Origin of the sequence: Lysinibacillus sp. ZYM-1 (genome assembly GCF_001308875.1) — a bacterium.
Classification (GTDB): Bacteria; Bacillota; Bacilli; order Bacillales_A; family Planococcaceae; genus Lysinibacillus.
The window spans coordinates 144950-158513 of the sequence record NZ_KQ465107.1; the positions used below are offsets into that span (position 1 = coordinate 144950).

At 38.3% G+C, this 13564-nt stretch carries 16 protein-coding genes; 2 read left to right on the forward strand and 14 right to left on the reverse strand.

What is annotated here, in order from left to right:
- Positions 1 to 74: 74 nt before the first annotated feature.
- The 9 genes from AO843_RS02265 to AO843_RS02305 all read right to left on the reverse strand — a co-directional run bounded on the left by AO843_RS02265 (position 75) and on the right by AO843_RS02305 (position 7699).
- Positions 75 to 845: an alpha/beta hydrolase gene (locus AO843_RS02265; protein ID WP_054609531.1), complete on the reverse strand. Its 771-nt coding sequence runs from the start codon at positions 843 to 845 to the stop codon at positions 75 to 77.
- Positions 842 to 1624 (reverse strand): ABC transporter ATP-binding protein, encoded by a 783-nt coding sequence (locus AO843_RS02270; RefSeq protein WP_054609651.1) that lies wholly within the window; start codon positions 1622 to 1624, stop codon positions 842 to 844. The genes AO843_RS02265 and AO843_RS02270 overlap by 4 nt, the downstream gene beginning before the upstream one ends.
- A gap of 29 nt (positions 1625 to 1653) precedes the next feature.
- Entirely contained in the window at positions 1654 to 2685 is a 1032-nt protein-coding gene (locus tag AO843_RS02275; protein WP_369814392.1) for a FecCD family ABC transporter permease, read from the reverse strand.
- Entirely contained in the window at positions 2678 to 3685 is a 1008-nt protein-coding gene (locus AO843_RS02280; RefSeq protein ID WP_054609532.1) for a FecCD family ABC transporter permease, read from the reverse strand. Before AO843_RS02280 ends, AO843_RS02275 begins: the two co-directional genes overlap by 8 nt.
- A gap of 103 nt (positions 3686 to 3788) precedes the next feature.
- Positions 3789 to 4769 (reverse strand): ABC transporter substrate-binding protein, encoded by a 981-nt coding sequence (locus tag AO843_RS02285; protein ID WP_054609533.1) that lies wholly within the window; start codon positions 4767 to 4769, stop codon positions 3789 to 3791.
- 205 nt (positions 4770 to 4974) lie between these two features.
- A complete protein-coding gene (locus AO843_RS02290) occupies positions 4975 to 5805 on the reverse strand; it encodes a helix-turn-helix domain-containing protein (RefSeq protein ID WP_054609534.1) in 831 nt (276 codons plus the stop codon).
- A 10-nt stretch (positions 5806 to 5815) separates the two neighbouring features.
- Positions 5816 to 6280: a DinB family protein gene (locus AO843_RS02295; protein WP_054609535.1), complete on the reverse strand. Its 465-nt coding sequence runs from the start codon at positions 6278 to 6280 to the stop codon at positions 5816 to 5818.
- Between the two features lie 23 nt (positions 6281 to 6303).
- Positions 6304 to 6873 carry a nucleotidyltransferase family protein gene (locus AO843_RS02300; protein ID WP_054609536.1) on the reverse strand — a complete coding sequence of 190 codons (570 nt, stop codon included), beginning with the start codon at positions 6871 to 6873 and terminating at the stop codon, positions 6304 to 6306.
- Between the two features lie 4 nt (positions 6874 to 6877).
- Positions 6878 to 7699 (reverse strand): alpha/beta fold hydrolase, encoded by an 822-nt coding sequence (locus AO843_RS02305; protein ID WP_054609537.1) that lies wholly within the window; start codon positions 7697 to 7699, stop codon positions 6878 to 6880.
- A 111-nt stretch (positions 7700 to 7810) separates the two neighbouring features.
- Between AO843_RS02305 and AO843_RS02310 the strand changes: the two genes are divergently transcribed.
- Complete coding sequence (locus tag AO843_RS02310; RefSeq protein WP_054609538.1) at positions 7811 to 8605, forward strand: sulfite exporter TauE/SafE family protein; 795 nt, start codon at positions 7811 to 7813, stop codon at positions 8603 to 8605.
- Here the strand turns inward: AO843_RS02310 and AO843_RS02315 are convergent.
- Positions 8602 to 8967, reverse strand: coding sequence for a YybH family protein (locus AO843_RS02315; RefSeq protein ID WP_054609539.1), 366 nt, complete (start codon positions 8965 to 8967; stop codon positions 8602 to 8604). The genes AO843_RS02310 and AO843_RS02315 overlap by 4 nt on opposite strands.
- Before the next feature lie 135 nt (positions 8968 to 9102).
- On the opposite strand from AO843_RS02315, the gene AO843_RS02320 reads away from it, so the two are divergent.
- Positions 9103 to 9588 carry an SRPBCC family protein gene (locus tag AO843_RS02320; protein ID WP_054609540.1) on the forward strand — a complete coding sequence of 162 codons (486 nt, stop codon included), beginning with the start codon at positions 9103 to 9105 and terminating at the stop codon, positions 9586 to 9588.
- 44 nt (positions 9589 to 9632) lie between these two features.
- On the opposite strand, the gene AO843_RS02325 is transcribed toward AO843_RS02320, so the two are convergent.
- From AO843_RS02325 to AO843_RS02345, 4 genes are all read right to left on the reverse strand, one after another.
- Complete coding sequence (locus tag AO843_RS02325; RefSeq protein ID WP_054609541.1) at positions 9633 to 10394, reverse strand: hypothetical protein; 762 nt, start codon at positions 10392 to 10394, stop codon at positions 9633 to 9635.
- A 72-nt stretch (positions 10395 to 10466) separates the two neighbouring features.
- Positions 10467 to 12098, reverse strand: coding sequence for a ribosomal protection-like ABC-F family protein (abc-f, locus tag AO843_RS02330; protein ID WP_054609653.1), 1632 nt, complete (start codon positions 12096 to 12098; stop codon positions 10467 to 10469).
- A gap of 360 nt (positions 12099 to 12458) precedes the next feature.
- Entirely contained in the window at positions 12459 to 12833 is a 375-nt protein-coding gene (locus AO843_RS02340) for a hypothetical protein (RefSeq protein ID WP_054609543.1), read from the reverse strand.
- A gap of 201 nt (positions 12834 to 13034) precedes the next feature.
- A complete protein-coding gene (locus tag AO843_RS02345) occupies positions 13035 to 13547 on the reverse strand; it encodes a DNA-deoxyinosine glycosylase (protein ID WP_054609544.1) in 513 nt (170 codons plus the stop codon).
- Positions 13548 to 13564 lie beyond the last annotated feature (17 nt).

Here is a 13564-nt window from a genome sequence, read left to right on the forward strand (position 1 = left end):
TTATGCGTATAAATCGAGTATTTTATTAAAGAAAAAAAGAAACCGCATTATCAAAAGACAATGCGGTCTACCAATTATTTCGATTTATGCATAAAACGTATTGCTCTGCTCATAACAGTTGGTACGATTGAAGCATGATTTTCATCTAATGCCTCATAAAAATCAACCTTCATTATTTTTTCTAACACCGTCGCCATTTGTCGCGCATCATCCACCATAAAGGTTTCCAGTTCACCTGCACTAATAAACAATGTTTCGTTCATATCTTGATGCTCGTTCAAAAATACTGACGCACACTGTACTAATTCATGCTCATTCCACCAAATTGAAGGGCTAATAGCTAGATAGCGTTGAAAGCTAGATTGATGGTGCAATAGTTGCCAAAGCGTAAAATAACCAGCTAATGAGTGACCAAATAAAGATTGCTGTGCTTTATTCACTGGATAATGAGCTTCAATCATTGGTTTTAGTTCTTCTTCTAAGAATCGACTAAAGTCTGCTGCTCCACCAAGTTTCTCATGCCCCTTACCTTTAAACCTTGCTGGATAAATATACGTCTCTGCTGGTGCCGTAAAATCATAAAATCGTCGTTCACGCATATCGTCACCATGCCCTATACCAACAACAATAGATGGTTTAACACCCGTTTTCGGTGCATTACGGCTTTGCAAGCGTACTGCTTCCTTTACAAGGTGAAAATAAGAAGAGCCATCCAATACATAGATGATAGGAAAACCTTCTTTTGGCGCTTCCTCATTTGGCACATAAACGTTAATCCCATACGTATACTCTGCCAGTTTTGAAGTCATTTGTTGTGTAGAGTAATCAATTTCAACTAGATTCATTTGTTATCCTCCTTCAATATGTCATAGCCATAGCATACAGGTGTATTCGTTGCTGGATCTTCCATAATACGTGCATCAATGTTAAAGACTTGACGCATCACTTCTGCGCACAAGATTTCCTGTGGTGTTCCTGTTTGCATAATAACACCCTTTCGCATTGCAATAAGATGATCTGAATACCTTGCAGCATGGTTAATATCATGAAGGACCATGACGATTGTACAATCATGTTGTTCATTTAGGTTTTTAACTATATCAAGTACTTCCAACTGGTGGGCCATATCTAAATAAGTAGTCGGTTCATCGAGCAACAAGATATTTGTTTCTTGGGCTAAGGCCATGGCAAGCCATACACGCTGACGCTGGCCGCCAGAAAGCTGTGCCAGCTCCCGATTTCGATATTCCATCGTATTTGTGACCGTTAACGCCCACTCAATCATTTCTTCATCCTTATTTGTTAAGCGATTAACATTGTTCCGATGTGGATATCGGCCATAAGCAATGAGCTCCTCGACTTTTAATTGACCCGGTGCAATAGGTGTCTGCGATAATATTGCTAGCTTTTGTGCAATATCCTTTGTCGATAAATTTTGCATATTTTGCTCCTGCAAGTACACCGTGCCCTGTTGCTTTTTTAGAATACGCCCTATTGTTTTGAGGAGCGTTGATTTACCGCAGCCATTGGGTCCGATAATCGTTGTGACCTTGCCCTCCTCAATCGTTAAATTTAAACCTTCAAACACTCGAACTTGCTCATAACCCGAAGCCAAGTTTTCCATTCTAAATGCAGTTTGCACACCGTTTCCTCCTATGCCTTAGATTTCACAAGTAAATACAAGAAATATGGAATTCCTATAATTGACACTACTATTCCAACAGCCAGCTCAGATGGTGCGAATACGGTTTTGCCGATAAAATCAGCAAGGATTAACAAGCCTGCACCAATTAATGCGCTTACTGGCATGACGTAACGGTGCTGAATACCTACAAGTTGTTTTGCAATATGTGGCGCCATTAAACCAATAAAACCAATGCTCCCTGATACGGATACGCAGGCACTCACAATCCCCACACTGGCTAATAACAGCTTCATTTTCTCTTTTTCAACAGCAATTCCTAAACTTGTGATGCTATCCTCTTCAAGCTGAAAATAATCAAGTAAATACGATTTTCTATGCACATAAATTCCTAAGATCAAAAGCCAAGGTAACATCGTGAGGGCAAAAATCCAATTCGCATTGTAAATAGAACCAGCCATCCAAATGGCCGCAGATTCAAAATCCTGCGCACTCATTTTTAAAGATAGAAACAACGATAAAGCCCCAAATCCACTGTTTATTGCTATCCCAGTCAATATTAATCGCTGCATATCAAGATGACCATTTTTCAAAGCAAATGTAAAAATCAATATAGCAGCAATTGTCCCACCGATAAAACCGAACAATGGCATCATTAAAATAGAAAGCCAGCTGTTCATATCTGCACTCACTAATTTTAATTGAAAGAAAAACATAAAAATTACGACTGCGGCACCAGCACCAGCATTAATCCCTAAAATCCCTGGATCTGCTAGCCCATTGCGTGTAATACCTTGTAAAACAACCCCTGCCATACCTAAGCCAATACCAACAAGTCCGGCAATGACGATTCGAGGCAAGCGGAATTCAAAAATAACAAGATCAAATTTTGAATTAGGCTCGATGCGCAACAATGTTTTTATGACATCCATCACTGACATATCAAAAACACCATTTGTAATATGTAGATAACTAGCAACTAAAATCAAAAGTATAAGCATCGACATGGTCAAAAAGAATACACTTGAGGTTTTTTTACGCACGTTTTTCACCTCCGTGCTTACGAACTAAATATAAGAAGAATGGCACACCAACCAATGCTGTTAAGACTCCAATTGGCGTTTCAAACGGATAATTGACAAAGCGGCTAAGGACATCACAAAGTGCTAAGAAAAAGGCACCTATGACTGCGGCACAAGGAATGATATAGCGATAATCTACACCTACAAGGAAGCGAGTAATGTGTGGAATGACTAACCCTACAAAGGCAATTTTCCCAACAAGGGCGACCGCTGTCCCTGTCAAACATACGACGGCTAGCATGCTAATAATCCGAACTGCTTTTGTTTTCTGCCCTAGCCCCATTGCAATATCTTCACCTAGCGAGGTAATAGTAATGGCCCTCGCAGATAGTAAAGCCAAAAATAAACCAGCTAACCCAAATGGAATAGAAAGAATCAGCATATCCATATCTACCATATGTACCTTTGTGTTATACCAAGCACTTACTGTTTGTGATACTTGGAAATACATCGCAATCGCTGTGGCGATACTGCTTAAGAATGTACCAATAACTGTCCCAATAATGGCTAACCTTACTGGTGATAAACCATTTCGAATTAACGAGCCAAAGCCAAAAACAATACCCGCACCCATTGCAGAACCTAGCATAGATAATAAAATCATCTGATAATTAGGTAGTCCTGGGAAAAAGACAATCGCTAATGTTATAACAAATGCAGAGCCATCGTTGACACCCATCAATGACGGAGATGCTAAATAATTTCGTGTAATCCCCTGCATAACTGCACCAGCAACTGCCAAAAATGCTCCAACTAACAATACTGCAGCTACGCGTGGAATACGTCCTGTCCGTATAATTTGATGATCAACATTGGAGGGATCAAATGCTGATATCGCCTGCCACACGGTGATTGCACTAATATCTTTTGTTCCATACAAAACAGAAATAAGTGCCACAAGGGCTATAAGGAAAGGAGATACCGCTAATATTGAAAATGACACTATGTTTGTTTTTTTCAACTTTCACACCTTTTTCTTTACTATTTTCGCATCCAATCTTCTACTGAACAAAGGCCGGTAATAGCCCGGTGATATCACCAAATCTACTACCAGCCTGTTTATACTATTTAAGTAATTTTTCAGCTGCGGCATCTAAGAATTTAACTTTAGACCAAGCGGTACCACCTTGTGCTAATGGCTCAATTGCATTTACATAAATTTCATTATTTTGTGATGCCTTTAAGCTAGTGAAAATTGGATTCTTTTGTAGTTCCTCTAATGCCTTTGGCGTATCCTTATTTTCTGACTCCTCAAATTGAAGGAAAATCGCATCTGGATTTACTTGAGCCAATGTTTCCAGTGATAATTCTGCTTGTGCTTTAGCTGTAGTAACTACTTCTGGGACTGGTGCACCTAAATCTTCATAAAGTACAGGATTTAAATAAACACCCGCTGGATAAATGTACATCACACCACCACGAACACGGATGATTAACACTTGTTTATCAGTTAATTGCTCCTTCGACTTCATTTGTGCGTCAGCAACTTTTGCTTCATAGTCGGAGATGATTTTTTTGGCATCTTCTTCTTTACCAGCTAGCTGTGCAAGCACTGTTAAATTTTCCTTCCAGTTTGTTGAAATATGTGAGTATGGAATCATTGTTTGAATTTTGTTCAATTTTTCAGCCGTTTCTTCAGGGAATTTTGAAGTACCCACGATTACATCAGGATCCAGATTAAGAATGGCCTCTGCATTTGGTTCCATTTTATTACCTACAAGTGTAGCACCTTCAAAGTCAGATGCTAGATAAGCAGGAACTTTCCCACCAACTTCAAGTACACCTATTGGCTTAATGCCAAGCATTGCAGCATCTTCCATAGATTCAAGACTTGCAGCGACAATATTTTTCACTTCTGCTGGAAGCTCATATTTCTCACCTAAGTACGTAATTGTCTGTGTCTTAGCTTGCTCTGTCTGTGATTCTGTTGCACTTGTCTCAGCTGTATTACTTGTTGAAGTAGACTCCTCTGCCTTATCTGTTCCACATGCAGCTAATGATAGTGCTAAAAGTGCTGGCGCACACATTTTAAAATATTTATTCATAGATATTCTCTCCTAACGAGCTCTTATTGATAATGATAATCGTTTTCACATGTATGTCAATACATAATTGATACTCATTATCATTTACGGATACTATCCTAACAAAGTGAAAAAAGATTGTGAATGGACGATTTCGAAAATGACATGGACTTTTGCCGATTTAATCAATAAAAAAAACTGCTTCTTTCTTACAAGAAACAGTCATTCATACATATTTGGCTTCCTCTATTTTTATCTTTCGATAGGCTGAAGGCGATAAACCAGTACATTTTTTAAACACCCTACTAAAATAAAAACAATCTACATATCCCACACATTCTGCAATTTCTGCTACAGAAATTACACCATATTCTAGTAAATCCTTTGCACGCCGTATACGGTATTCGGTTATATAAGTACTAGGATTCATGCCTGTATGTTGCTCAAATAAATAGGCAAAACGGCGCCGTTCAATTCCAAATTCACTAGCAATATTGGATACTGAAAGCTGCTCCGCGTAATTTTCATGTATATACTGTAAAGCCTGCTCCATCAATTCACTAGCATTATCCAGAACCTTCATTTTTGCCGCAATAAGAATGTGTTCCAGCAAATTCATGAATAATGTCTTGGACTTAAATATCGCCATAGTACCTGGAAAGGAATAGCTTTCAACTAATTGCTGTACCTGAGTGATAATTTGCGTATTGTAGCCTGTTTTAATGAGAAAATGTTGCTCTGCTAGTGGATAAAGAACCGCTTCCTCTATAGGTAGATTATAATGAACTACAGCATATTCCCAAACCTTTTGGCTCGTTACTTTCACCTCTATTGGCATTTGAGGGCCTGCATGCACAATCACACCTGGTTCCATCACATAAGGCGTGCCATTCAAGCTAAATATGGCACTACCTGCAAGTGGCACAATTAATCCACACTTTTCTGGCGCAGTAGTTCTTCCTAAATCAACTTCCCCTGGCTCCATCCTTTTGGTAAAAACATCAGTAAATTTTACAGACGCTTGTGCAAAGTAATCTATTAAATACTTGATATCCATGTCCTAGCTCCTATACATGTACAACGTTCTGAATTTGTGAAAAATGATGTAAATCATGGTCGATTAATCCTACAAAATAATCGGCAATAGTTAACTTTGATTGCCCAATATTCAAGGGCTGTTGCCATTGTTCATCTGTTAGTTGTTGAATGGCCTGTAGCAATTGACTCCTTACCAAAACAAATTCAGTAATCGTTTCTTCTAAATGCTTTTCACGACTTTTCTTAGCTGCCATCGCATTCATATGTTCGATGTCTGGCCCTTTTGGTAGACATGTATTGGTAAATAAATATGGTATTCGGTGTTCTAACACAAATTTATCCCATGGTGTAAGATGCCCAATCGCCTCTGCAACCGACCATTTTCCATCTTCAATTGGCATACGCCATTGCTCCTCAGATAGATTCCTCAAAGCCTTTACCTCATGAAGGGATTTTTCATAGTGTTTAATGATAGACATTTTGTCTTGCAGCAATGGATCTTCCCTCTTTCTAAAGTTTATGGTAGATGAATTTCTAGTTTAGGCCATATTAAATGCCACTGCTTATGATTAATTCTTTGGTGATATACCGTATATCTTTCTTTATTTTCGAGAAAAAATGGCGTTGGTTCCACTATGCCGGCTCCTAATTGCCAAATCCCATATGGTGCAGCTAGTTCAAGTTGTCCATTCGTTAATTTAATGCCGATTGCGGTTGGGATTTCAGGAAAATGAAAAATTCCATCTAAAGAAGATTGATATGGCTCACTACCATTTATCACATGCATTCTTGCTTGGTTTTTCACCGACCAAGGCTCGTTTCCTGAAACCTTCCCAAGCTCCTGCTCATAATGTTTCTCTACTTCCTCTGTTACATTACATTGATCAAAATAGATCACATCAATATCCGCAATTGGTGTTCTATCTTCTTTCTCATAAATGTAATCCCAAACCTTTGAACGAATGAATCCTGCACACACCCACCAATCTGGGAGCTGTAATACTTCAACAGTTGCCAAAACGTTCATCATCCAATCATCAGCTGCTATTAAGCTTTTTAATTCTTCCTCTGTTTGTAACAATCTCATTAAATCAACCTCTAATTAAACTTTCACACCAAACTTTTAATGTTGTTGCAACCATTTCAGGTGCATCTCGAAAAATATCATGTCCTGCCCCTACAATTGGTTCAGCATCTAAATGGTCTATTTTCAATTGTAAGTTCTGGATACAATTTTTTCTTATCGTTCTTAACTCCGCAGGAATGGTAGCATGTAATAATAAGGTCGGACATGTAACCAAGCTTAATACTTGTTCAACTGGCTCCATATTCATACCTTTTATCATCGCTTGTGCTGTGAAGGTTGAAAGAGTTAGTCTGATCTCTCCGTTTTGTTCCTTCACTTGTGCTTTTGAAGCCACTCTCAGCTCCTCTGACCATCGAGAAAGCTCTTCTTTTTCAGATTTAAAAAATTCTTCCCACGATGAAAAGCGGACATTTTCGCAAAACTTTTCAACGTCCTTTAATTCCTTTTCAAGGGTAATGCCTAGATCTTTCCCTGACATATATCCCCCATCTAGTAAAACAACACCTTTTATTTGCCTTGGATATTTTGAACTGAAATGGATAGCTAAATCTGCTCCAAAAGAATGCCCGATCAAATAAAATGTTTTACCCTTTATATAGGTACTTATGATTTCATCTACCATTTTAATTAAATTTGATGGTAAATAGTTCTTCTCGTCTTCTAAAGCTGTACTATAACCGTGTCCAGGTAAATCAAAAGAAATAACATGATACTCAGTTAAATATGTTGATAACTCTCCAAACGCTAAACCACTGCTTCCTAGTCCATGTAAAAAAACTAAAGATGTATTAGTTGGATCTCCCCATTGATATACATGTTGAGACATTTTAAAATCTCCTTTTTAATAAATTTATTTTATAAATTCCTCAAAATAATATATTAGATTTATATATTAACAATATTTACTCTAAAGCTATTAAAGTGAGGAGAGAAGCTTATGAAAAAATTTTTTCTGTTATCATTCTTTGTACTACTTAGCTTAATTGGGCTTTACTATACAAAAATTTCATTAATACTTGTATGTATTGGAACAATAGCAGCCTTTATCGGTACACTTGCGGGCGGTGGAGGGCTTATCACGCTTCCAGCTATGATGTTGGTCGGCATCCCCATTCAGACAAGTATTGCAACAAATAAATTTTCAACAGGCATTTCAGCTTTATCCAGCATTTTTTATTTGCTCTACCATAAGGAGCTACATGTTAAAGCTATTTTAAAATACATAGCTATTGCTGTTGCAGGAGGGATTTGTGGCGCGCTTCTAGCCGTGTCACTCTCAGAAGAAACCATGAACTTCACAGCCTGTATCCTACTAATTTCCGCATTGATAGTCACTTTAAAAAATAAGGCCTGGACTGAAACTGCGAATCATACAAAGCATAAAACGTCTTCCCTCTGGCAGCCATTTTTTATTGCTATGTATGATGGAGGCTTTGGCCCTGGCTCTTCAACTTTTAGTATTTTACATTATTTGCGTTGGCATCACACTTACATAAAAGCTGTACAACTCACACGTGTGCTCATTTTTGGGAGCTGTACAGGCGCATTTGTTGTTTTTTATCAAACTGGTTTTATTCAATGGCGCTATGCGATTGCCATGGCACTTGGATCAATTATAGGCTCTCAATTGGGCCTCCTAGTCCTTCCGCGTATTCCATTAAAAATAGCCAAACTACTACTAACTGTGATTATTTCGTTGTTGATCATTCAAGTGGTGTTGAAAATATATTAATGAGCCCCACTTAAATGTTCATGAATTAACTTCCATTCATCCTTCACCAACGTAAAAATATTTGTCGCCCTACCGCTACCTGATACAAATTTTCCATTATGGTAGCCTTCAAAGTGATATGTATAAAGACAGGTAGCAGTCTTTTCATCAACTGTTATCCATTTTATATTAGTCGCTGCATAAACCTCTTCTTTAATCAAATTCCATGCATGATTGAAGTAAGCACCAATTTCCTCTGTGGTAGTGCATGTTTTATCTGAAAACCAATAAACTGCCTGTGGATGCAAAATAGCTTTTACTTGTTTAAAATCATGGGTATTTGTTGCTTGTATATAACGTTCTAATGCTTGTTGATGTGTCATCATCGCCCCTCCTTTTTAACAATATTATCCTAAAATTAACTTCTTATAAATAACGAATGTTGTGTGACTTTCTACTTTGACAGTTAATAAAGAACACCTATAATGAAAACAAAACCACAAAGACGGAGGCTATCTATGCTAGCTACTATTGAAAAACAATCCAATCGCCATGTGGCAAAATTCAAGCGCCCGCTGCCGCATTCAGTAGATGCTGTTTGGGCAGCAATCACTAACAATGAAATGCTGCAAAAATGGATGAGTAATCTAGAAATCCTTGATCTTCGAAAGAATGGTAAAATGCATTTTAATATGAACGATGGAACTGATGCCTATGAGAAAATAGACATTACAGATTATGCAGAGAATGAAGTACTTGAATTTGATTGGGGTAGAGATACTGTAAGATTTGAACTGTCTTCTACTGACAAGGGCACGTTATTACTATTAGTGGAGACACTTCAAGAATTAACAGAGCATACACCAAAAGATTTAGCTGGATGGCATATATGCCTGGACTTGCTCACTGATTTGCTAGATGGCATTGAACAGCAAAGTTTCCCCATGGACGCTTGGCAACAGCGATTCTACGAATACAAGGAGCTTGTAGACACTGTAAAGTAAACTTCCAAAAAAATCCTAGAGCAGCAAAGGCTCTAGGATTTTTATTATTGGTAAAATGCTGTGGCTATTGCTATGGCTTTTAAAGGATCCTTTATCGAATCAAGTGTATACACAAGCTTTTTATCCTGCCAAACAATTAAATTGCCTGTTTGATAAACGTCCAACTGAGCCATACCATATTGCTTGGGAATAGGTAGCATATGACTTTCTAGATATTCTACTACCTGCTTAGCAAGCTTGATACCAGCCTCAGGATTGTCTGTTCGGGTATGTGTGGCAATTGCCCATCTCCCTTCATTCCAACCAGTCCATAATGAGCCGGCTCCTGCGTCTTGATAGCCTTTGATGTTATAACCAAGATCCACCTTTTGCCCACCGTTTTGACTAAAATTATCAAATGCTATCTGAGCGCTTGCACCTTCTGCATTTTTATATTGCTTGACTATCAATCGCCCAATGACAGTTGCTGATTTCTTTAATCGAATATCATTAATGGGCATATTCTCTTTGCTTTCATAAAAGATAATGTCCACTTGGTTCCCTTCAGTCCTTGTAGTTGCTGTTAAAAAAGCATCCTGTGAAATAGGTATAGTCGTTGGCATTTTTATAGGGAAATCAGCAGGTATTTGATCCTTTATTTGTTGCAGGATTTCTGTTTGTTTCATAGTTGTTCCACTATTGTCATTATTAGATTGTTCTACAGGTATATGGACCTCGCTTTCATGTGCTTGTTGTTTTTTTTCACGATCCGTACAGGCACTCATCATACATATACTCAGAAAAAGGAGAAATACCGTTCTTTTCATCTTATTAACCCCCATTTATCAATTTCCTTCTATTGGTATTTTCCCCTAGCAAAGTTCAACTTAAACGTTTATCTATGGAAGCTCATTGATTCGCTTCGTCAGCTCGTTAAACTTTTGGTCAAGCTTAGCGTAGCCCTTATCATTAGCTGTCAGAAAGCTCAGTTTACCTAATATTTCTTGCCGCTCGGTTTCGAGCTTTAAACGAAGACCCATTGTATCATCCACTTGCTTCGGAGCATCTTTTCTCCATTTTTTCTCAATATGTTGACTGTGAACCTCCCATACACTATTCGTTACCTTTTCTAGAAAGTATCGATCGTGTGAGACAACAAGTAATGTTCCATTATATTGGGCAAGCGTTTGCTCTAACTGCTCACGAGAAGGCAGATCAAGATGATTCGTTGGTTCATCTAAAATAAGAACGTTTTTGTCTCCTAATATATAGGCCATCAATTTACATTTCACCCGCTCTCCCATGCTCATCTCACCTATAGCAGATGTCCAATGTGTAGAAGTAAATCCTAGATTCTTCATGAGGTTGCGAACTTTCCCTCGCTCTTCAAATGTTTCGTGATAAAAATATTGCTCTGGTGTCTGATCAAGCGGTAAGTCAAAAACTTCCTGTGTTAAATAACCAATATTAGCCGCTGGAGATAGCCAGACTTCGCCCCCTGCCTTTAATTGACCTAGGATAACTTTTAAAAAACTTGTTTTTCCGCTACCATTTGTTCCTGTAACGGCAATTTTATCTCCAAATTGAGCAGTGACGTTGACATCTTTAAACAACATTCGGTCACCGAAGTGCAAGGATAAATTCTTGGCCTCCAAAAAGCGTTTACCAACACGTTGATCGGTGCCTAAAGAAAAGCGTATTTCTGCTTCTGGCTCCACAGCTTCGACCCTTGCCTTCTCGAGCTCTGCTTCTAATCGCTTTTTCTTAGATTTCACCTGTGAATCTAGACGCTTTGCTTTCACACGATGGTATTCCTTAAAACCTTCTAGTTTTGTAGACTGTGCATGACCCTTTTGAGACCAGGATGTCAGTTCTTGCATCTGTGCCTCAATACGCTCAATGTTTTTTTGCTGCTTTTCGTATGCGCGTTGCTGCGTTAATCTTCGATGCTCTCTTTCAGCCATATAGTTTGAATAATTACCTTCATGCTCAATCATTCTCTTATCTTCAATAGACCAAATTTTTGTAGCTACTTTATCTAAAAAATAGCGGTCATGTGAGACAACAATAATCGTTCCCTTATAGCTTTGTACTTGTTTTATCAAAAAAGCGGTACTTTTTTCATCTAAATGATTGGTTGGTTCATCCAGCAATAGAATTTGTGCATTCTGCGAAAAACCTTCTGCCAGGCGCATTTTCAGTTTTTCCCCACCACTTAATGCTGCAAATGATACATTTGGTACCTGCCATTTAGATAGTAAATCTGCCTCTGTTGCCGTTATCTCCACCCTATCGAAATGGGCCAGCTCTTGCGCTACAAATGCCGTTTGTACAGTTTGTAACCCTGCTATTTCTCCCGCTGTGGGCACTAAGATACCTTGTATGAATTGGAGCAGTGTGGACTTCCCAGCACCATTCCTACCAATAATGCCGATAACCTCACCTTGCTTTACTGTGCCTGTCACATGTTTAAAAAGTAACGTATCTTTTATTTCATAACTAATATCCTGTAATTTTAAAAGTTCCTTCATAACATCCATCCTCTCCAGTTGGAGGAATCAAAAAAATCCCTCCAAGTATTTTGGAAGGATTAGTCGCTACATATCATACAAAAATAAGCTTTTGAAATAGCTATTTTTGTTACTCCATTGCTTATTTAAGACATAGTAAAATAAGCTTGCGAAGTAGCGCTTTATTGGCTCATTAAGACCAATAGAAGCTTTAATTATGGAAAATGGGCAGACTAATCCTATTTTTGTTGTTCGTGAAATATAAAATTTCATGTGCAAAAAATAAGATTAGTTATTCATTAGCCACCCATCGTCCCTTCATCGTTTATTACCGTCATTGTAACACCATTTTTTTAGAAATTAAACATTTTTTGTATGACATTATCTGAAACATTCAAATGAACGAATTTGATTTCTCGTTATGGTACGGAAATACCAGCCATACCTACGACTCCAGCGAAAGCCTGCAATGAATTCCCGTCCTATAACGGTTGGGAAAAACCAAAAACTTCTACCTGTATTCATCCAAATATAGGTATTTCTAAATAAACAGGAACGAATACCACTTGATCCTTCTCGCCATGCGGGAACTGGTGGCGAAAAGCCAGGTGGTGCGCTCATTGGCATTTGTCCTGCTGGAGGCGGTCCGAAACTAGGTGGCCCAAAAGGTTGCCCATACGGCGATGTTTCAAAATCGTCATTGTCACCCCTGTCAGGTCTTCTAAAATTATCTTCTCTAAATGGATTATTGTACACAAAAACCCTCCTTTTACATTATTCAATATATGTAAAAGGGCGTTTAACCGTTGAGCAATTGCCCATCTAGTGAAGATATCGATTCCATCGTTGCATAATGGAAGGGGAATTTTCATAAAAGTGATTTAGTCATTGTGGAGCTGCTTGAAATACAGCAAAAAAAGTTCAAGGAATTTTGCACGCATAAAGCAGCAATCACATTTATTGAGATAGATATGACAGCATAATTCGCCAATCCTCTACCTTTTCGGCAAAAGATTTAATATTTTTTCCTGGTATTGGGCTCGTTGATGGCATTTTTTTATAGGCTCGTCTGGCTAAAAGCTCTAGGCCAATATGCTTTTTAAAAACCTCGAATGCCTTCGCTCCATTAAAGAGTACCAACTGGATGTTCGGGTAGTTTTCAAAAAGGGTTTGAAAATCATTCGGCTTTTCATTGCGAATCGCTGCATCTAGGCTCCCTATACGCTCACAGGCTTCAATTGTATCCCAAAGACCGATCGCACGGTTTTTTAATATAGCAATCCTCCCACCATAATCATAAGGTATTTCAATCTCTAATAGCTCCCCGATAATGGGCCAAAAGTGATTGCGTGGATTGCCATAGTACTGCTGCTTTTCTAATGATTGTTTCCCTGGCATGGAGCCAACAATTAGCACCCTTGTGGACGAATCTACGATTGGTAATAATACATTTTTTATTTCACTAACCACAACAATCACTCCTTTTC